The sequence below is a fragment of the Streptomyces sp. SID13726 genome (genome assembly GCF_010548375.1).
Taxonomy (GTDB): Bacteria; Actinomycetota; Actinomycetes; order Streptomycetales; family Streptomycetaceae; genus Streptomyces.
This window is the reverse complement of record NZ_JAAGLY010000027.1, coordinates 1-18,180: the sequence shown is the minus strand read 5'-3', so window position 1 is coordinate 18,180 and position 18,180 is coordinate 1. Positions and strand designations below refer to the sequence as shown.

Genomic DNA, 18,180 nt, shown 5'->3' with positions numbered 1-18,180 from the left:
GGTTTCCCGGTGTGTGGTGAGGCCCGGTGTCCTTGGGGACGCCGGGCCTCGGCGTTTCACAGGTCCGGTGAGTCGTCCGGCTCGGGCGACTGAGGACGTTCCGGCCCGTCGCCCTCGTTCTCATCGGCGTGGTCCACGGCGAACCGGCGCCTGATCTCGTCGGCCGCCGCGGACTTGCCGTGGACCCGCGCGAGACCGACGAGCCGTTCCGCGAACAGGACGACGTCTGGGTCGTCGGCTGAGAAACCGAACCAGGTCAGCAGGGAGTCGACGGACGGCTCGGGCTCCGAGCCGTTCCCCGCGGGTGTGTGACCGGGGCCGAACGCCTGCTGCCAGTCGTACGGCTCGTGCCCCCGCGCCGCCCCGTTCATGTGCGGAGCGCTCGGCACCGACACCAGATGTTCGAACGGCGGCGCCACCTCGTCGTTGTTGGCCGCCGCGGACAGACGCGCCAGCAGACCGATCCGGTCGACCGCCCCCTCCACCTCCGTCTCGTTGCGGGACAGCCACCACACGACGGCGCTGCCGGTGTCCTTGAGGACGTCGTCGCCGAGATAGGTGCGCTTGTTGCGTTCGTAGTTGCGTTCGTGTTCCCAGACGTCCTCGTCCTTGCGGACCCCCGCGAGCTTGGCGAGCCGTTCGCGGTCGAGCTCCGGAAGGCTGAGGACGACGTCCTGGGCCATGGCCATGATCCGCCCGGTGGAGTCGGTGCGCATGGTCGCGAGAGCGCCGTCGAGCTGATGCTGCGTGAACGCGCTCCGATGAGGCGGCTGCTGGGCCGTCACCACCCGAGCCCGCTGGAGCACGGCATCGACCGCGAGACCGGCGGGATTGACGTAGGGCGCGTCCTCGGGTGCGTCCAGCACGAGCCAGCGCACCGTGGCGGAGAACGAGAAGTCGTAGTCCGCGACGGAACTGGGAAGCGCCACATGGGCGACCCGGTGCTCCTGCCGCACCGGTTCGGGCAGATCGGGTTCCGCCAGCAGGGCCCGAGGGAACGCCTCCGGTGCCGGAGCGAGGATCCTGTGGGTCACCACCCCCACCACCAGCAACAGGGCGGCCATGGTGGGCCAGGCCCAGATCGGCCAGCCGGCGCTCAGGCCGAGGATGACGAGGATCATCCCCAGGATGACGGTGACGAAGAGCGTCATCGTCCGGTGTCCAGAACTCATGAAAGCCCCCGATGATCGTTCGGTGTCAGACGGCGTGGTCGTAGGTCTCGATGCCCTGATCGCTGTTGATCCTCCGCAGCAGGTGAGCGACGGTCCGCGGGCGCTCGGCACCACCACCGGCACCCGCCCAGCGCAGAGCCACCCGGTACAGCTGCCCGGAGACCCGGACGTCCCTGGCGCAGGAGGCGGACAGGACACGCAGGACGAGGTCCCGATGGCGGACGTCCTCGGCGGCGGTCAGCCACCTGGACAAGGGGACGCACCAGGAGTCGACGGGCCGGAGCAGTACGCCGGTCCAGCAGGAGACCAGGGAGTCCCGGACGTCGCGGTAGCCGATCAGCCGTACGGGATCGGCGAGTTCCAGGAACAGGTCGCGGTCCTTGCCCCACGGACCATGGGCGATGCCGGTGCTCAGCCGGTCGAGCATCCTGCGATAGAGGCGGCGGTCCGAGCCCGTCAGCCTCAGCAGGGCCGCGCGGGCATCGGCGGCCACCTGCCCGCTGGACCGGCGGGCCAGGTGGTGCAGGCGCACCAGAGCCTGGTCGGGGTGGGAGCGGGCCATGGTCTCGGCACACACCACCACGAGCACCTGCCGGAGCCGGTCGACCGTTTCCCCGGAGGTGGCCCAGTCGTAGATCCGCTGCCGGAAGTAACGCCCGTGCCGTTCGTCGTCGAGGCCGCGGGCGAGTACCTGGGCGGCGTCCGGGATGAGACGGACCGGGGCCTGCCTCGACGTCCACTGCTCCGCCAGCCAGGTCAGGTCTTCGGGGCGGTCCGTACGAAGACTCTGCTCGGCGAAGCGGTTCACGGCCCCGGTCCGGTCGTCCGCCGACAGGGTCAGCTCGGTCAGGCAGACCTGGAACCAGTCGCGCAACTGCCGCCGGATGTCCGGGAGATAGGTCCAGAAGTGGTTCCGTACGCCCCGGTCGTACTCCGGGACGCTGAAGCTCACCCGGCCGTTCGCGCTCGTCTCGGCCGTGATGGCGGAGAGTTCGGTGTGCAGGTCGGCCCGGTCCAGGCGGGGTGTGGTGTCCGGCGGATGGCTGAGGAGACCGAGCAGGAAGTTGGCTGCCTGGAGCACCGCGCCCGGGGCCGTCTCATGGAACACGGCGAGGGAGAGCAGCAACGCCTTGTGCCGACCGCTCTGTTCGCCCGCGAGGTCCGTCGCCACTCGGGCGCTCTGGTCCTGTTGGCGGGGCAGGGCGTCGGCGAGCCAGTGCGGGAAGCCACGGTCGGCCGGCGAGGAGTCGCGGAACTTCCGGATCCCGTCGGCGAGATCGGCCACGTCGCGCATCGACGCGTGCGTGAGGAACTTGCCGAGCGCGGACTCGTTCAGCTCCGCCTTCTCGAACGGAACGCCGTCGCATCGCAGCCGGCGGGCCAGCACGCGTCGCGCGGGAGGCCGGCCGATCTCCACCGTGAGCCGCTTCAACTCGTCCTTCAGCAGATAGCCGAGCCGGTGCGGCAGGACGACCGCGAGGTGGGCTCCCCGCGTGCCGAGACCGGCACGGAAGTCGGACAGCGCGTTCTGGACGTCGATGTACCTGGCCTCCTCCACCTCCGAGAGGTCCAGGAGCAGCCGATCCCCGTCGTTGACGGCACGCGTGTCGAGCGGGGACGAGACGGTGTCGTCGTCGGAGGTGTCGGGGAGCTCGTGCAGCGTGCCGCCGGTCTCGGCCAGGTCGTGCAGCAGCATGAGAGCCGCGGTACGCCGGCCGCTGCCGGACGGGCCACTGATCAGCACGGTGTGGCTCTGCTCAAGACGGGCGCGGGCCCGCTGGAGGCCGGGAGGAGGCACGAACCGCTCGGCGAGGTGTGTGCGGTCCTCCTCGGCGATGGTGCGCCTGCGGGCCTGCTCGCGCAGCCGGGACGCGGCCTCCTGGAAGAGGAAGTTGTACTGGTTCCCGCCGCCGCTGTGCACCGAGCCGAAGGTCTGGCCGAAGAACGAGCCGACAGTCTCCGTCACCGCTCGTCGCCCCCGCGCGGGGTCCGGGTTCCGAAGCCCTGGCGTATGCCGCCGTGGTTGTCGCCCGCGATGTGGTTGGTGCCGTCCCCGTTGATCTGCGGCCCGTTGATCTGGTCGCCGGGGCCGGTGTGGAGCGGGCCACGGGCGTCATTGATGTACGTCCCCACGGAGCCGCCGACCTGGCCGATACCGCCGCTCTGGTGCTCGTTGTGGACGGAGGCGGGCCGTTCGTCGGGTACGGGGGCCTCGGCGGGGGTCCGGCTGTCCAGCGCGGCCAGCGCCGGGACCCTGCGGACGAGACGGTCGCCGAGCCGGGTCAGGTCCTCCTCGATGCGGTGCTGTTCCACACGCGTGTACTGGTAGTCGGCCAGTTCGGTGATCGACCGGGGCAGTCTCCGGGGATCGAGCTGTTCCACCTTGCGGCCGATGAAGACCGGAACGATGAGTGCGCCACCGGACAGGGCCTCCTCGATCTCCCGGCGCACCCAGTCGTCGGGATTGTCGAGCGCACGCCTGCCGGGCTCGCGCCGGTCGGGCGCGTCCAGCCACTCCGCGTCGATGAGGGCCAGCAGCACATGGCAGCGGCGAGGGGCCTGGAGAAGGACCTCCATGGTCTGTCCCGGATCGATCGAGTTGCGTGCGATGAATACGCTGTCGGGACCGAACCTGGCCGACAGATGGTGTTGGCACATGTAGGCGACGTCCTTGCCGCCCTTGGTCCGGTAGTTGAGGAAGATCTCGTGCATACGAGTGCCCTTTCTAGGCGCCGACGGAGCGGGCGAGCGTGTCGGACAGGTCGGGGATCAGCGCCCGCACCGAGCGGTGGCGGGCGTGCCGGCCGAGCGTGCGGGAGAGGCGGCGCAGATCCGCCAGGACCGTCGAGGAGTGGATGAGCCGGACCGACGGCAGCAGCTCCGTCGTGATCCGGCAGGCGTGGTCGAGCTCGCCCGCGGCCGCGTGGGCGAGGGCGCGCCGGACGCCGTAGCGGGCGCGGGTGCGGAACGCGTGGGGTGCGATCCGTGCGGTCTCCTCGTCGAGGAGCGTGGCCGCTCGCTCCGGACGGCCGAGGTCGTACAGACACCAGCCGGTGAACATCGAGACCACGTCGGGCACTTGGGAGGCACCGAGCACCGGCTGGGCCGGGTCGGCGGCGTCCTGTCCGAGCAGGTCCCGGGCGCGGTCGAGGCCGCGCATGCAGGCGTCGTAGTCGCCCTCGACCGCTCTGGCCTGCGCCAGGTGCTGGGCGGCGAGCCCGCGCACGCGTGCGGGGGCGGCGTCGCTCTCCAGGGCGTGCTCGGCCAGCCGGGCGGCGTCGGACGCGTCGCCGCGATACAGGCTGATCAGGGACCGGCGGACCTGTGCGTAGGCGGCGAGGCCGGTGTCCGAGCCCGCGGCGGCCAGCTGCACCGCCCGCTCCGTCCACCAGACGGCGGCCTTCTCGTCCCCGCATTCCTGGGCCATCCAGCCCGCGTACTCGGCGTAGCGGGCGGCGAGCAGCAGCAGTTCCCGCCTCACCCGCGGGCCACTGCGCAGAGCGAGCTGTTCCAGGCTGTGGGTCTGGGCGATCAGCGGCGGCAGAACGCTGGCCGGCCCTGACGCCTGACCGAGCCGGCGGAACTGGTCGAACAGCATGCGAGAGGCGTCCACGAGCGTCTCGGCGCCCAGGGGATCGGGCGGCAGGGAGCGCGGGTCGCCCGAGCACATGGTCAGCACCGACGCCGCTCCGGCCGCGATCAGGTCACGGCGCCGCACCGGCTGGAAGGAACTCGAACCGTCCTTGCTCAGTTGCATCAACCACACCTCGTCGTCGCTACCGGGGGCGGGCAGAGGCGGCTGGGCATGCTGGACGGGCACGAGCCGGGTCAGGGTGCCCCGGGCGTCGAGCACCGCGTCGCACAGGCGGGCCAGCTCGGGCGTGGGGCGCTTGATACCCCGTTCGACCTTGCTGAGCTGGCTCTTGCTGTAGTGCACCCGTTGTCCCAGCTGTTGCAGGGACAACCGGGCCGCCATGCGCCTGCGGCGGAGTTCCCGCCCGAAGTCGTGCGACTGCTCCAGCACTTCAACCTCCGTCGCTCCCCGGCCCGTAGCCGGTGAGCGCCGAGATTCAGCGTGCGGTGGGCTGCTGGGCCGGACAAGGTGAAACAGGCGTTTCCCGTTTCCTCATCCGGAGGGAAGCCGAGCCGGGGACACATGTCGAGAAAGCGATTTCGGCCACGGCGGTGGGAAGGGGCGCTTTCCGGGTCGGGCAACGTCGGTTGTCAGTGGGGTTTGGTAAGAATGCAAGCGTGAGCAGCGAGGATGAGGAGCCGGAGCGGGTGGCTGGGGGAGGGCCGCCGGAGCAGCTTGCGTTCATTCGGGAGAGCGTGCGGGGGGCCAAGGTGCCGCGGGCCAAACCGCGGACCTGGCGGGGGGCCGCGCTGGCGAAGGAGTTTCCGGTCGCGCGGGTGCTGGTGGACAAGGGAGTGCTGCATCTTGATCGGTACTTCGATTACGCCGTGCCCGAGGAGCTGGACGCGGAGGCGCAGCCGGGGGTGCGGGTACGGGTGCGGTTCGGGGCCGGGCGGCATCGGGTGCGGGAGGGGCGGCGTGAGGGTGGGGGGCTGATCGACGGGTTCCTGGTCGAGCGGCTCGCCGAGTCGGACTACTCGGGGCCTTTGGCGGCGCTGGCCCAGGTCGTGTCGCCCGAGCGGGTGCTCAGCGAGGAACTGCTGGGGCTGGCCCGGGCCGTCGCCGACCGGTACGCGGGGAGCCTCGCCGATGTGCTTCAGCTGGCCGTGCCGCCGCGCAGTGCGCGGGCCGAGAAGCGGCCGTCGCCGGAGCCGTTGCCGCCGCCCGGGGCGCCCGAGACGGGGTCGTGGCAGCGGTACGAGCGGGGTGGGGCGTTTCTGGAGTCGCTGGCCTCCGGGGGCTCACCGCGTGCGGTGTGGAACGCCCTGCCCGGGCCCGAGTGGAGTGCGGAGATCGCTCGGGCCGTCGCGGCGACCCTGGCCTCCGGACGGGGGGCGCTGGTCGTCGTACCGGACGGGCGGGCCGTCGCGCGGGTCGACGCCGCGCTGACCTCCGTGCTGGGCGAGGGGCGGCATGCGGTGCTGACCGCCGACGCCGGGCCCGAGAAGCGGTATCGGGAGTGGCTGGCCGTGCGGCGGGGGTCCGTGCGGGCCGTCGTCGGGACCCGGGCCGCCATGTTCGCGCCCGTGCAGGGGCTCGGGCTCGTCGCGCTCTGGGACGACGGCGACGACAGCCACAGCGAGCAGCACTCTCCTCAGCCGCATGCTCGTGAGGTGTTGTTGCTGCGGGCGGCTCAGGACAAGTGCGGTTTTCTGCTGGGGAGTTGGAGCTGCACCGTCGAGGCCGCGCAGCTCGTGGAGAGCGGGTGGGCGCGGCCGTTGGTCGCCTCGCGGGAGCAGGTGCGGGCCGTCGCGCCGCTGGTGCGGACCGTCGGCGATCAGGATCTCGCGCGGGACGAGGCCGCTCGGGCGGCTCGGCTTCCCACGTTGGCCTGGCAGGCCGTCAGGGACGGGCTGCGGCGGGGGCCGGTACTGGTGCAGGTGCCGCGGCGGGGGTACGTACCGCGGATGGCCTGCGCCAACTGCCGTGCGCCCGCGCGGTGTCGGCACTGCGCCGGGCCGCTCGAAGGGCAGGACGGCGGAGGGCTGCGGTGCGGGTGGTGCGGGCGCGAGGAAGAGGCCTGGCACTGTCCCGAGTGCGGGGGGTTCCGGCTGCGAGCGCAGGTCGTGGGGGCGCGGCGGACCGCGGAGGAGTTGGGGCGGGCGTTTCCTGCTGTGCCGGTGCGGACTTCGGGGCGGGAGCATGTGCTGGACACCGTGCCGGACGCGCCCGCGCTGGTGGTGAGTACGCCGGGGGCCGAGCCGGTGGCCGAAGGGGGGTATGCGGCGGCGTTGTTGCTGGACGGCTGGGCGATGCTCGGGCGGCCTGATCTGCGGGCCGGGGAGGACGCGTTGCGGCGGTGGATCGGGGCGGCGGGGTTGGTGCGGGCGCAGGGGGTCGGCGGGACGGTCGTGGTGGTCGCCGAGCCTACGTTGCGGCCTGTGCAGGCGTTGGTGCGGTGGGATCCGGTGGGGCATGCGGTGCGGGAGCTGGGGGAGCGGGCGGAGTTGGGGTTTCCGCCGGTGTCCCGGATGGCGTCGGTGTCGGGGGCGCCGGGGGCTCTCGCCGAGTTCCTGGCTGCCGTGGAACTGCCGGGTGAGGCTGAGGTGTTGGGGCCTGTGCCGTTGCCGGTGACGGTGGGGGGTGGGGCTCGGCGGGCGGGGGTGCCGCCGGTGGGGGAGCGGTGGGAGCGGGTGTTGGTGCGGGTGCCGCCCGGGCGGGGGGCAGCGTTGGCTGCTGCGCTGAAAGCCGCTCAGGCTTCTCGGATGGCTCGGGGTGGGGGTGGGAGCGGTGGTGGGGGTGAGGGGGCGGTTTGGGTTCGGGTTGATCCGCCTGACATTGGGTGACGGTTGGGTGCGGGTGGGTGGTGGGTCTTTGGTTCCAACCCGCACCACCCGTGCGAGGTTCGTGGTCGGGTGCGGGTGGCCCTTGTCAGGGTTGAGCGCCGCCGGCGGCTGGGCGTCTCCGGCCCTTCTCCACAGCTGCTGGACATCCAAGGCCCCCCAAAAAAGAGGCACCCCCCAAATAAACCCGCCGTACCCGCACACGCGTCTGCCCTCCCGGAGTTCTCTCGGGAGGGCAGGGGCGACGCCGGGGTCAGCCGTTGCGGGGGCCGGGGAAGGCGGGGGGTCTCGGGTCGTCTCGGAGGGCGGGGCTGCCCGCGGTGGGCTGGGTCGGCATGGAGCGGGCCGCCGGGACCGTGGGGACCGACGGGACCGCGGGGATGCCGGTGTTGACGCTGACCGTGCGGGTGCTCGTCTGCTCCGTCGCGCGCTCGGCGTCGGCCGTCGCCTGGGCCGCGGCGCGGCGGGCGCCGTAACGGCGGTGGACCGCCTGCTTGGTGACCCCGAGGGCCGAGCCCACCGCGTCCCACGAGAAGCCGAGCGAGCGGTCGAAGTCGACCGCGGCCGTCACCAGGGTCTCGACGCTGTCCCGCAGCTCCTGCGCGAGACGGACCGTGGGAGCGGGAGCGCGCCCGTAGACGACGAAGCCCGTGGAGGGGCCGGAGCGGCGCGGGCGGTAGACGTTGCCCAGCTGGGCGGTCAGGGTGCGCAGCGCGTCCACCTGCCGGCGGACCCGCTCGATGTCCCGCACCAGCAAGTGCAGGCTGGCCCGAGCCTGGGCGTCGTGGGTTGCGTGGTCGGCCATGAACAAGCCTCTCGAACCGGCGTTGAAAAGGATTGGGCCGCGATCGCGGCCCGTTGTGGTCAACTCTTTCTTGACCAACGCGTCTACGCTCCGCTGGTCACGCAGTGGGGGCGTACCGGCATATGCGTGCGCCGGGGGCGGGGGGTGTGCGCCGCGCAATAGACTTGAGTGTTGCCCGTCATGACCCTTGCCCGAGAGGCCCCGCCCACTCATGAAGCTCGTCTTCGCCGGTACCCCCGAGGTCGCCGTTCCCGCCCTGGACGCTCTGATCGCCTCCGGGCGGCATGAGGTCGCCGCCGTCGTCACGCGGCCGGACGCACCGGCCGGGCGGGGGCGCAGGCTGGTCGCGAGCCCGGTCGCGGAGCGGGCTGAGGAGGCGGGCATCGAGGTGCTGAAGCCCGTCAAGCCGCGGGACCCGGAGTTCCTGGAGCGGCTGCGCGAGATCGCCCCCGACTGCTGCCCCGTCGTCGCCTACGGCGCCCTCCTGCCCCGGGTCGCCCTCGACATCCCCGCCCACGGCTGGGTCAACCTGCACTTCTCCCTGCTGCCCGCCTGGCGCGGCGCCGCCCCCGTCCAGCACTCCATCATGGCGGGCGACGAGATGACCGGGGCCTCGACCTTCCTCATCGAGGAGGGACTCGACTCCGGGCCCGTCTACGGCACCGTCACCGAGGCGATCCGGCACACCGACACCAGCGGCGACCTGCTGACCCGGCTCGCCTTCGCCGGCTCCGGGCTGCTCGCCGCGACCATGGACGGCATCGAGGACGGCACGCTGAAGGCCGTACCGCAGCCCTCCGAGGGCATCACCGTCGCCCCGAAGATCACCGTGGAGGACGCGCGCGTCGACTGGGCCGCGCCCGCCCTGCGGGTCGACCGGGTCGTACGCGGCTGCCATCCGTCCCCCGGAGCCTGGACCACCTTCCGCGGCGAGCGGCTCAAGCTCGTCCAGGTCCAGCCCGCCCCCGACCGCACCGACCTCGCTCCCGGCGCGCTCGCCGTCGGCAAGAACAGTGTCCACGTCGGCACGGGATCGCACGCCGTCGAGCTGCTGTGGGTGCAGGCGCAGGGGAAGAAGCCGATGAAGGCCGCCGACTGGGCGCGGGGCGTGCGGATCGCGGACGGGGAGATCGTCGGCGCGTGAGGTGAGGTGAGGTGAGGGGGGGATGGGGTGAGACTCGCTCGCCGGCCGCCACCTCCCACCCCTCCTGCGATCCCGCCTCCCTGAAAAGGCGACCGCGCCCCACACGGACGTACGCTTGCCACGTACCCAGCCCTGAAATCCGGAGCACCTTTTTCGTGAACGACCAGCCCCGTCGGCCCCAGAAACCCGGCAAGCCCTACCGGCGGCCCCAGAAGGACCCCGTCCGCATCCTCGCCTTCGAGGCGCTGCGGGCCGTGGACGAGCGGGACGCGTACGCCAACCTCGTCCTGCCGCCGCTGCTGCGGAAGGCGCGGGAGAAGGGCGGCTTCGAGGCGCGGGACGCGGCGCTCGCCACCGAGCTCGTGTACGGGACACTGCGCCGCCAGGGGACGTACGACGCCGTCATCGCGGCCTGTGTCGACCGGCCGCTGCGCGAGGTCGACCCGCCGGTGCTCGACGTGCTGAGCCTCGGGACGCACCAGCTGCTCGGGACCCGTATCCCCACGCACGCGGCGGTGTCCGCCTCGGTCGAGCTCGCGCGGGTCGTGCTCGGTGACGGACGGGCCAAGTTCGTCAACGCCGTGCTGCGCAAGGTCGCGCAGGACGATCTCGACGGCTGGATCGCGAAGGTCGCGCCGCCCTACGACGACGACCCCGAGGACCACCTCGCCGTCGTGCACTCGCACCCCCGCTGGGTCGTCTCCGCGCTGTGGGACTCCCTCGGCGGCGGACGGGCCGGTATCGAGCGGCTCCTGGAGGCCGACAATGAGCGGCCCGAGGTGACCCTCGTCGCCCGCCCCGGCCGGTCCACCACCGAGGAGCTGCTGCGCGAGGAGGCCGCGGTCGCCGGGCGCTGGTCGCCGTACGCCGTGCGGCTGGCCGAGGGCGGTGAGCCCGGTGCCGTCGACGCGGTGCGCGAGGGCCGGGCCGGGGTGCAGGACGAGGGCAGTCAGCTCGTCGCACTGGCCCTGGCGAACGCGCCCCTCGAAGGGCGGGACGAGAAGTGGCTCGACGGGTGCGCGGGGCCCGGCGGCAAGGCCGCGCTGCTCGCCGCGCTGGCCGCGGAGCGGGGGGCTTGGCTGCTCGCCTCCGAGAAGCAGCCTCACCGGGCCGGTCTGGTCGCCAAGGCGCTCGACGGGAACCCGGGGCCGTACCGGGTCATCGCCGCCGACGGGACTCGGCCGCCGTGGCAACCCGGGAGTTTCGACCGGGTGTTGATGGACGTGCCCTGCACCGGGCTGGGCGCGCTGCGGCGACGGCCGGAGGCGCGGTGGCGGCGTCGGCCGGAGGATCTGGACGGGTTCGGGCCGTTGCAGCGGGAGTTGTTGAGCACGGCGCTGGACTCCGTCAGGGTGGGCGGGGTTGTCGGGTATGCGACGTGTTCTCCTCATCTGGCGGAGACTCGGGCCGTCGTTCAGGATGTGCTGAAGCAGTGGCCGGCCGCTGAACTCATTGACGCGCGGGACCTGTTGCCGGGGGTGCCGGAGCTGGGGGAAGGGCCTGACGTGCAGTTGTGGCCGCATGTGCACGGGACCGATGCGATGTATCTGGCGGTCATTCGCAGAACCGGCTAGTCGTGTGTCTGCCGCGCCGTCGTGGCTTGTCGCGCGGTTCCCCGCGCCTCTGGGCCGGTCGACTCCTCGTCGGCCAGACCGTGCGGCCACCACACCTTGGGTCCCACGTCCAGGAACAGGGACGTCACCAGGACCGACCTCACGATGAACGTGTCCAGCAGGACGCCCAACGCCACCGCGAAGCCGATCTCCGCGAAGGCGACCATCGGGAGGGTGCCGAGGGCCGCGAAGGTGCCCGCCAGGACCAGGCCGGCGGAGGTGATGACCGCGCCGGTCGCCGCGAGGCCGGTGACCACGCCGGGGCGGGTGCCGCGGTGCGCCGCCTCCTCGCGGATTCGGGTGGTCAGGAAGATGTTGTAGTCGATGCCGAGGGCCACCAGGAAGACGAAGACGAACAGCGGGAAGTCCGTCGACTCGCCCGCGTAGTCGAAGAGGTGGCGGAAGGCCAGGGCGCTGATGCCGAGGGCCGCCGCGAAGGACAGGATCACCGTCCCGATCAGCAGCAGCGGGGCGATCAGGGCGCGCAGCAGGGCGCACAGGATCAGCAGGACGACCGCGAGCACCAGCGGGATGATCAGCAGGTTGTCGTGCGTGGTCGCCCGGTCCATGTCCAGCAGGGCGGCCGTACCGCCACCGACCTGGGCGTCGGCGTCCGGGATCGCGTGGACGGCGTCCCGGACCTGCTCCACCGTCTGTTTCGCGGCCTCGCTGTCGGCCGGGGCGGTCATCGTCGCCTCGAAGAGGACCTTGCCCTCGTACGACGGTTTCGTGCCCGGAGGCAGGCCGAGTGACTCGGGCACCACGCCACGGGTGCCGGCCACCGCCTCGCCCACCTGCCGGGCCTGTGCCTGGTTGCTGACGACGACCAGGGGATCGCCGCTGCCCGCCGGGAAGTACTTCGCGGACACCTCCTGGCCGACGATGGAGTCCGGCTTGCCGGTGAAGGCGTCCGCGTTGCCGATGCCCTCGGCGCGCAGCTGGATCAGGCCGAGCGAGCAGACCGCGAGGATCAGCGCCGTGACGCCCCAGACCAGGCGCGGGCGGCGGGCGATCCGGCGGCCCATCCGGGCCCAGACGCCGCTCTCGATCCGGTCGGGCGCGCCGAAGCGCGGGATCACCGGCCAGAAGATCCAGCGGCCGAAGATCACCAGCAGGGCCGGGAACAGCGTCATCATCGCCAGCAGGGCGACCATCACGCCGATCGCGGCGACCGGGCCGAGGCCGCGGGTCGAGTTCATCTCGGCGGCGAGCAGCACCAGCATGCTCAGTACGACGGTCGCGCCGGAGGCGATCACCGCCGGTCCCGCGCGGTGCAGGGCGAGGGCCATCGCCTCGTGGCGGTCCTCGTGGCGGTGCAGTTCCTCCCGGTAGCGGGCGACCAGCAACAGGGCGTAGTCCGTCCCCGCGCCGAAGACGAGGACCGTCAGGATGCCCGCGCTCTGGCCGTTGACCGTCAGGCCCGCGTGCTGGGCGAGCAGGTAGATGAAGGCCTGCTCGGTGAACAGCGCGGCGACCACCGAGAGCAGCGGGACCAGGAGCAGGGTCGGGCTGCGGTAGGTGATGAGCAGCATGACGATGACGACGCCCATCGCGGACACCAGCAGCGTCGAGTCGATGCCCTCGAAGGCCTCGGAGAAGTCCGCGGAGGTGCCGCCGGGCCCGGTGATGTGCACGGCGAGGCCGTCGCCGCCCTTGCCGACGATGTCACGGAGGGAGTCGACGGCCGGGGCGATCTCCTCCCAGCCCTTCTCGTCCATGGTGATCGGCACCAGGATCTGGGCGGCACGCGGGTCGCTCTCCCGGTCGTAGACCGGGCCCTGGGTCTCCGCACCGCGGATGCCGTGCGCCGTGAGCTGCTTGATCTCGGCCGCGTCCCGGGCGATCGAGGCCCGCTCCTGTGCCGTGAGGCCGCTCTCGCGGGCGTAGACGACCACCGCGGGGATCTGCTCGGGCCTGAAGTCCTCGGAGATCTTGAGGACTTGGGTCGACTCGGCGGACCCCGGCAACCAGGAGGCCGCGTCGTTGTCCTGGGCGTCGGTGAGCTTGGAGGCGAGCGGAGCCGTAAGAAAGAGCACCACCAGCCACAGCGCCAGCACCAGCCACTTGGCACGGCGTCCGCAGACGAGATGCGCGATGCCTCGGTTTCCAGCCATGACTACCCCCGCAGCGGCGCCCCGGAAGGGGCGCGGGGAACTGCGCGAGCAACCACATTCAGCCCGCACCGGACAAATGACCGTATCCACCCGGGACCGATGCCGCCATCCCCTGGGAGACATGGGAGGCTTGGAACATGGCCGCGCAGATCAACCCCAGCATCCTGTCCGCCGACTTCGCCCGCCTCGCGGACGAGGCGAAGGCGGTGGAGGGAGCCGACTGGCTCCACGTCGACGTCATGGACAACCATTTCGTCCCGAACCTCACGCTCGGTGTGCCGGTCGTAGAGTCGCTGGCCCGTGCGACGGACACTCCGCTGGACTGCCATCTGATGATCGAGGCCCCCGATCGCTGGGCGCCCCAGTACGTAGAGGCGGGGGCCTCTTCCGTCACCTTCCACGTCGAGGCGGCCGCCGCCCCGGTCCGGCTCGCCCGGGAGATCCGGGCCAAGGGCGCCCGCGCCTCTATGGCGCTGAGGCCCGCGACGCCCATCGAGCCGTACGAGGATCTGCTCCCCGAGCTCGACATGCTGCTGATCATGACGGTCGAGCCCGGTTTCGGGGGACAGGCGTTCCTCGACATCATGCTCCCCAAGATTCGCCGGACCCGCGAGTTGATCTCCAAGCACGGTCTCGAACTGTGGCTCCAGGTCGACGGCGGCGTCTCGGCCTCCACCATCGAGCGCTGCGCCGACGCGGGCGCCGATGTCTTCGTCGCCGGATCGGCGGTGTACGGGGCGTCCGACCCGGCCGAGGCGGTACGTGCATTGCGCAACCAGGCGGAGGGGGCGACGGCCAAGGCATCGTGGGCGTGCGACCACTGAGCGTCAGGAACGTGAACGGCTCTGATCAGGGCTGATCAAGTGCGCCGGATCTGCAAGGATGAACGGCGAATCCAGAGTGTGAACAGCAGTGAGGAGATCGCCGTGTCGGGTATGTCGGCTGGCCGGTCAGCCATGCGGATGGGACCCGCTGAGCTGGTGCAGGCGGCGGCCATGGCCCGCCGCTTCTACCTCGAGGGCAAGTCCAAGATCCAGATCGCGGAGGAGTTCGGCGTCAGCCGCTTCAAGGTGGCCCGGGTCCTGGAGACCGCCCTCGAACGGGACCTCGTACGCATCGAGATCCGCGTGCCGGCCGAACTGGACGCCGAGCGCTCCGACGCGCTCCGCGCCCGTTACGGCCTCAGGCACGCCGTCGTGGTCGAGTCCCCGGCCGACGTCGAGGAGTCCCCCGACCCCGAGAACCTGGGAGAAGTGGCCGCCGACCTGCTCGGCGAGCTGGTCGACGAAGGGGACGTCCTGGGCCTGGCCTGGGGCCGTTCCACCATCCACATGGCGGCCGCCCTCGACCGGCTCCCGCCGTGCACGGTGGTGCAGTTGACGGGTGTGTACGACGCCGGGACCGCCGAGCGCGGTTCGGTGGAGGCGGTGCGGCGCGCCGCCCAGGTGTCCGGCGGGGACGCCCACCCCATCTACGCGCCGATGCTGCTGCCGGACGCGGCCACCGCGGCGGCGCTGCGCAACCAGACCGGGATCGCCCGGGCCTTCGAGTACTTCGACAAGGTCACGGTCGCCTGTGTCTCCATCGGCTCCTGGGAGCCCGGCATCTCGACGGTGCACGACATGCTCAGCGACGAGGAGCGCGGCCACTACGCCTCGCTCGGCGTCGCCGCCGAGATGTCCGCGCACCTCTTCGACGCCGAGGGCCGCCGGGTCGGGCGGGACCTGGGCGAGCGGTGCATCACCGTCAAGGCCGACCAGCTCCGCCGTGTCCCCGAGGTCGTCGCGATCGCGGGCGGGCAGCGCAAGGCGGCCGCGATCGACGCGGTGCTGCGGTCCGGCCTCGTCACCAGCCTGGTGACCGACACGTCCGCCGCGGACTACCTGATGACGGCCGGGACCACGCCGAAGCCGGCGCTCAACAGGAGCGACCCGGACGGCGTCTGACGGAAGGTCATGAGGAGACGGCCGTGGCAGCATCGGACGCATGCTGCTGCGGTTCGTCTCCCGAGTCCTTCTGTGCCTGCTGGTCCTGACGGGGTGTTCGGCCACCGGCACCGGTCCCTCGACGGACGGCGGCGGCCTGGCCACCGTCCAGGAGTCGAGGCTTCCGGCCGAGGCCCGGCGGACCCTCGAACTCATCGACGAGGGCGGTCCGTTCCCGTATGCCAAGGACGGCACCGTCTTCGGCAACTTCGAGGGCCTGCTGCCTGCCGAGAAGCGTGGCTACTACCACGAGTACACCGTCCCGACACCGGGCTCGCGCGACCGCGGGGCCCGGCGCATCGTCACCGGGCAGGGCGGGGAGATCTACTACACCGATGATCACTACGACTCCTTCAGGACGGTACTGAGATGACGGCACGCGTGGTCACGCTGGACCTCGACGGGGTCACGGACAAGGCGGACCTCATGGACCGCTGCGCCCGCGACCTGCCGCTGCCGGACTATTTCGGCCGCAACTGGGACGCGCTGGCCGATGTGCTCTCCGATCCGGGCGTGTGGTCGGGGGACTCCGAGGACTTCGGGGGTTCCGGGGACTCCGGGGACGGCGTCGACAAGGAGACCGTCGTGGTCGTACGGCACTGGGAGCGGTACGCCCGGACGCGCCCCGACGAGTGGGAGACCGCTCGTGAGGTGTTCGCGCAGGCCTCCGCGATTACCGTGGCGCTTGCTCTCGGCTGACGTCCTGTCAACTCCGGTTTCCGGATAGCCTCGTGAGTGATCGACACGCACGACTGTGATCGACATGCACGACTGTGATCGACACGGACGATGGGGGAGCAGGAGCGCATGGTCTACCAGATTCCGCCGGAACCGGCGCACTTCGTGGACCGCGACGCGGCCCAGGAGCGGGTCCTTCGAGCACTTGACCAGCATGCCCCGCGCAACCGGCCCTTCTGTGTCGTCCTGAGCGGCTACGCGGGCCTCGGCAAGACCGAGCTGGCCTTCCGGCTGGCCCGCCTGGTCGAGGAGCGTTACCCGGACGGTGTGCTCTACGCCGACCTCGACGACGTCCGCCGTGACGGCGCCGTGGAGACGGCCGACGTCCTCGGCGCCCTGTTGCGCGCCCTGGAGACGGAGGCCGTCGAGCCCACTCACGCCGGCCGGGCCCGCCAGTACTGGTCGCGCACCCGCGGCAAACGGCTCGTGCTCGTCCTCGACAACGCCCGCTACGGCGGCACCGAGGTCGAGGCGCTGCTGCCCGCCTCGGGCGACAGCCTGGTGATCGTCACCAGCCACGGCCCGCTGTACGACCTCCAGGCCGGGGCCGCCGTGGAACTGCCGCTGGATCCGCTGACCGAGCCGGACGCGCTGGACCTGCTGGAGCGGATCACCCGGGACGCCCGGCTCGCCGACGACCCCGAACCGGTCCGTGAGCTGCTGTCCCTGTGCGGTGGGCTGCCCGCCGCCCTGCACGTCGCCGGGCGCTGGATGCGCCGGCACGCGTACCGGCCGCTGCACCGACTGACCGGAGAGTTGCGGGCGGGCGGCACCCCCGAGGTCGAGCAGGTCTGGGACGCGGCCTACCGCACCCTGACCCCCGAGGCCGCCCGCCTCTACCGGCTGCTCGCCGACCTCACCGGCCCCACCGTGACCCTCGCCTCCGCCGACGCGCTGCTCGGGAAGGGCACGCATGCCGCCGGGAGCGCGCTGGAGGAACTGCACGAGGCCGGACTGCTCGACGACCGGGACCAGGAACCCGGCCGGTCCCGGCTGCCCGGGCTGCTGCGGGCCCACGCCCGCCGGCGTGCCGAGGCGGACGAGGATCCCGCCGAGCGGGACACGGCCCGACGGCGCGTCGTCGGCTGGTATCTGCGCCAGGCCCAGAACGCCGACCTGATCGCGGCCGGCCCCCGGCTCAGGTTCCACCCCGGCGCCGACGAGGTGCCCGGCACCCGGGACGTGCTCTTCGACCGGGGCGACGGCGAACAGGCCGCCAAGCGCCGGGCCCACGGCTGGCTGGAGGCCGAGCGGCACGCCCTGTTCGCCTGCGTCCGGCTCGCCGACGAGGCGGGCGCCTGCTCGGAATGGGGAACCTCCGAGGCCTGGGCGCTGTGCGAGCCGCTGTGGACGCACTTCCTGGACCACCCGCACTACGCCGACCACATCGACGCCTTCCGCATCGGCGTGGCCGCCGCGCAGCGCGCCGGTGAGGTGCGGGCGCTCGTCCGGATGCGCTGCCAGCTCGCTCGACCGCTGTGGGAACAGGGGGAGTTCGAGGCGGCGGACCGTGAACTCACCCAGGCCTGGAGCGCGGTGCGAGCCGGGTTCGGGACCTCGCCGGAGGAGCGGAAACTCGCCGCGTCCACACGGGAGTTCCACGGGATGCTGCGCTCGGCGCAGGGCGACTGGGCGGATGCGGCGGGCGAGTTCGAGGCGTCGGGTCTCGTGCACGAGGAGATCGGCAACGCCTACGGTGCCACGCTCATGCGGTACCGGCTGGGCGAGGCTCTGGCGCATCTGGGCCAACTGGAGCGTGCCGCCGACCTGTTGACGCGGGCGCGGGACGAGTTCGCCGAGGGCGGGCGGGCCCGGCTGGTCTCCAGGGCCTCGTTCGCGCTGGGCGGTGTGCTGTATCGCCTCGAACGGGCCGACGAGGCACGGGAGTTGTACGCCGTCGCGCTCTCCGGGGCGCGAGGCCGAGGCGGCATCCGGGACGAGATCCGGGTACTGGACGCTCTGGCCGAGCTGGAGAGCGCTCAGGGGCGGACGACGGAGGCCACGGAACACCGGGACGCCGCGCGGGTGCTGCGCGAGCGGTGCGGGCTGGAGTGACCTGCGGGGGCTAGTGAGCTGGTCCGGAGATTCGTGTGCAGTAGTGGCAGATGCGGTCGATGATCTGGTCGGCGGTCTTGGTCCAGTGGAAGGGCCGGGCGTCGGTGTTCCAGGTCTTGATCCAGGCTTCGAGTGCG

14 protein-coding genes are annotated in these 18,180 nt (G+C 72.1%); 8 read left to right on the top strand and 6 right to left on the bottom strand.

Translation table 11 applies throughout. The features are described 5' to 3' along the window. Positions 1-56 precede the first annotated feature (56 nt). From G3I78_RS40115 to G3I78_RS40100, 4 genes are read right to left on the bottom strand one after another with little or no spacing between them, the layout of a single operon-like run. Positions 57-1,172 carry a hypothetical protein gene (locus G3I78_RS40115; protein ID WP_164434174.1) on the bottom strand — a complete coding sequence of 372 codons (1,116 nt, stop codon included), beginning with the start codon at positions 1,170-1,172 and terminating at the stop codon, positions 57-59. A 25-nt stretch (positions 1,173-1,197) separates the two neighbouring features. Continuing rightward, positions 1,198-3,138, bottom strand: coding sequence for an ABC transporter substrate-binding protein (locus G3I78_RS40110; protein ID WP_164434172.1), 1,941 nt, complete (start codon positions 3,136-3,138; stop codon positions 1,198-1,200). Then, the gene (locus tag G3I78_RS40105; RefSeq protein ID WP_164434170.1) at positions 3,135-3,884 is read right to left on the bottom strand and encodes a TIR domain-containing protein; all 750 of its coding nucleotides are present in this window, start codon (positions 3,882-3,884) and stop codon (positions 3,135-3,137) included. Before G3I78_RS40105 ends, G3I78_RS40110 begins: the two co-directional genes overlap by 4 nt. Positions 3,885-3,897: 13 nt before the next feature. Continuing rightward, entirely contained in the window at positions 3,898-5,196 is a 1,299-nt protein-coding gene (locus G3I78_RS40100; protein WP_164434168.1) for a helix-turn-helix transcriptional regulator, read from the bottom strand. A 227-nt stretch (positions 5,197-5,423) separates the two neighbouring features. On the opposite strand from G3I78_RS40100, the gene G3I78_RS40095 reads away from it, so the two are divergent. Further along, positions 5,424-7,592, top strand: coding sequence for a primosomal protein N' (locus G3I78_RS40095; RefSeq protein ID WP_164434166.1), 2,169 nt, complete (start codon positions 5,424-5,426; stop codon positions 7,590-7,592). A gap of 250 nt (positions 7,593-7,842) precedes the next feature. Here G3I78_RS40095 and G3I78_RS40090 read toward each other — a convergent pair whose 3' ends face one another. Then, positions 7,843-8,394 (bottom strand): hypothetical protein, encoded by a 552-nt coding sequence (locus G3I78_RS40090; RefSeq protein WP_164434164.1) that lies wholly within the window; start codon positions 8,392-8,394, stop codon positions 7,843-7,845. A gap of 211 nt (positions 8,395-8,605) precedes the next feature. Between G3I78_RS40090 and fmt the strand changes: the two genes are divergently transcribed. Continuing rightward, complete coding sequence (fmt, locus tag G3I78_RS40085) at positions 8,606-9,538, top strand: methionyl-tRNA formyltransferase (protein WP_164434162.1); 933 nt, start codon at positions 8,606-8,608, stop codon at positions 9,536-9,538. A 155-nt stretch (positions 9,539-9,693) separates the two neighbouring features. Then, positions 9,694-11,112 (top strand): transcription antitermination factor NusB, encoded by a 1,419-nt coding sequence (locus tag G3I78_RS40080; RefSeq protein ID WP_164434160.1) that lies wholly within the window; start codon positions 9,694-9,696, stop codon positions 11,110-11,112. Here G3I78_RS40080 and G3I78_RS40075 read toward each other — a convergent pair. Further along, a complete protein-coding gene (locus G3I78_RS40075) occupies positions 11,109-13,265 on the bottom strand; it encodes an MMPL family transporter (RefSeq protein ID WP_164434158.1) in 2,157 nt (718 codons plus the stop codon). The two genes, G3I78_RS40080 and G3I78_RS40075, sit on opposite strands and share 4 nt — an antisense overlap. A gap of 137 nt (positions 13,266-13,402) precedes the next feature. On the opposite strand from G3I78_RS40075, the gene rpe reads away from it, so the two are divergent. From rpe to G3I78_RS40050, 5 genes are all read left to right on the top strand, one after another. Further along, complete coding sequence (rpe, locus tag G3I78_RS40070) at positions 13,403-14,089, top strand: ribulose-phosphate 3-epimerase (RefSeq protein ID WP_164434156.1); 687 nt, start codon at positions 13,403-13,405, stop codon at positions 14,087-14,089. 78 nt (positions 14,090-14,167) lie between these two features. After that, the gene (locus tag G3I78_RS40065; RefSeq protein ID WP_164434154.1) at positions 14,168-15,211 is read left to right on the top strand and encodes a sugar-binding domain-containing protein; all 1,044 of its coding nucleotides are present in this window, start codon (positions 14,168-14,170) and stop codon (positions 15,209-15,211) included. A gap of 40 nt (positions 15,212-15,251) precedes the next feature. Next, entirely contained in the window at positions 15,252-15,623 is a 372-nt protein-coding gene (locus tag G3I78_RS40060; RefSeq protein ID WP_164434152.1) for a ribonuclease domain-containing protein, read from the top strand. After that, positions 15,620-15,949, top strand: a complete 330-nt coding sequence (locus G3I78_RS40055) for a barstar family protein (protein WP_164434150.1) — start codon at positions 15,620-15,622, stop codon at positions 15,947-15,949. Before G3I78_RS40060 ends, G3I78_RS40055 begins: the two co-directional genes overlap by 4 nt. 90 nt (positions 15,950-16,039) lie before the next feature. Beyond that, positions 16,040-18,043 (top strand): tetratricopeptide repeat protein, encoded by a 2,004-nt coding sequence (locus G3I78_RS40050; RefSeq protein WP_239158348.1) that lies wholly within the window; start codon positions 16,040-16,042, stop codon positions 18,041-18,043. The last annotated feature ends 137 nt before the right edge of the window (positions 18,044-18,180 follow it).